Raw genomic sequence first — 1,466 nt, 5'->3', positions numbered from 1 at the left:
AGAGAAGCGCTTGATAAATTTCCGGTTGAGGTTTTAAAAGTTCGACTTCGGCAGACACAATCGCGCCATCAAAAAGTGGCCAAAAATTGTACGTTGATTTTAAGTGTTCGACAATTTCTACAGCATTATCAGTTAGTGCGTAGACACCGTAACCCGCTTGCTTCACCTTTTGTAAAAGCTCAACACTGCCGAACAGTTGAATCTGAGTCTGTTTTACGTAGTAGAAGAAACAGCAACATTCTTCAGCCGTTAAGTCGAGTTCTTGTTGATAACGGTGTATTGCTTCTTCTTCGCTGATCAAACCTTTGTTGAGGTCTAGCCAAATCTTGTTTGAGAACAGTCTTTTCGCCATTTGTTCTGCATCTACGGAATGACCAAATGTTAAGCGTACAATCTCTGGTGGTGACCAACGAACCAGTACGTTGCCGACATCGAAAACAACATTTTTAATTTGAGAGCTTTCCATAGAACACCTTTGATTTGTGAGTTGGTCAGAGTAATCAAACGAAGATGAGTGAGAACAACATTCGCGTTGCCCTCGCATAAGTTGATTCTACTTGAATCACAATAAAATAATATGCAATTGAACTCGTTACCAAAAAATTCGTGAAATCAAGCTGAACTTAGATAAAAGGCTGAATTTAGAGACAAGCATCGCGAATAAATTGACGGAGTTCGCGCTGCTTATATTTGGCAAGTAATATATAATTACAAAACAACGTGATTATAAAAAAGATAGCAAGTCACAACTTTGAACGTCAGGCGGAGTAGACAAATTAGATAGTATGGATTCGATACGTAAGGTATATGAGTACGCAGAGCCCAATTTAACATTAGTTGGTTGGATGGGATTTATTGGCTTCCCGCTCTACTACTTCGTTTGGGACTTCATGTTCCCGCAATCCTATGAAAACTTGCCGCTACGTTTGTTCTGTTCCGCACTGTTTTTTGGCATCATTTTTCGTAACCGTTTGTCGTCATCCTGGCGAAAGTACGTGCATGTCTATTATCAAATAACGATTACGACCTGTTTACCTTTCTTCTTTTTTTATATGTTGCTCATGAATGATTGGTCCAATGTTTGGGTGATGTCATTCATGTCGGCTATTTTCCTGCATATTTTGTTGGTTCATGTCACAAGGGTCATGTTTGCTCAGACGTTCGCTGGTATTGGTCTAGCGACGTTTTTTGCGTGGATAGCGAAAGGCTTTCATCTCGATATCACAATGGATTGGACGCATGTGCCGATATTTTTGTTTATTTATGTGTTTGGCAACATGTTCTATTTCCGAAATCAGGTCGAGCATGAAGCAAAAGTATCGCTCGCTAAGTCGTTTGGCGCTGGTATTGCTCATGAAATGCGTAATCCACTCAGTGGCTTATGTACGTCGATAGATGTTATTCAGTCTGTCTTGCCTAACAAAAAGGCGATGGGCGAAAAAGATCAGTATGTGATGAGTGATGAA

The 1,466-nt window shown here is 40.2% G+C and carries 1 protein-coding gene and 1 pseudogene; one reads left to right on the top strand and one right to left on the bottom strand.

Translation table 11 applies throughout. The features are described 5' to 3' along the window. On the bottom strand, positions 1–466 hold a 466-nt coding region (locus R7O12_RS24670), incomplete at its 3' end, for an HAD family hydrolase (RefSeq protein ID WP_318126687.1). Between the two features lie 319 nt (positions 467–785). Here R7O12_RS24670 and R7O12_RS24665 point away from each other — a divergent pair. Then, a pseudogene (locus tag R7O12_RS24665) lies at positions 786–1,466 on the top strand (hybrid sensor histidine kinase/response regulator); the annotation flags it as partial.

This window comes from Vibrio sp. Vb1574, assembly GCF_033338675.1.
This window is presented reverse-complemented; position numbering and strand designations above follow the sequence as displayed.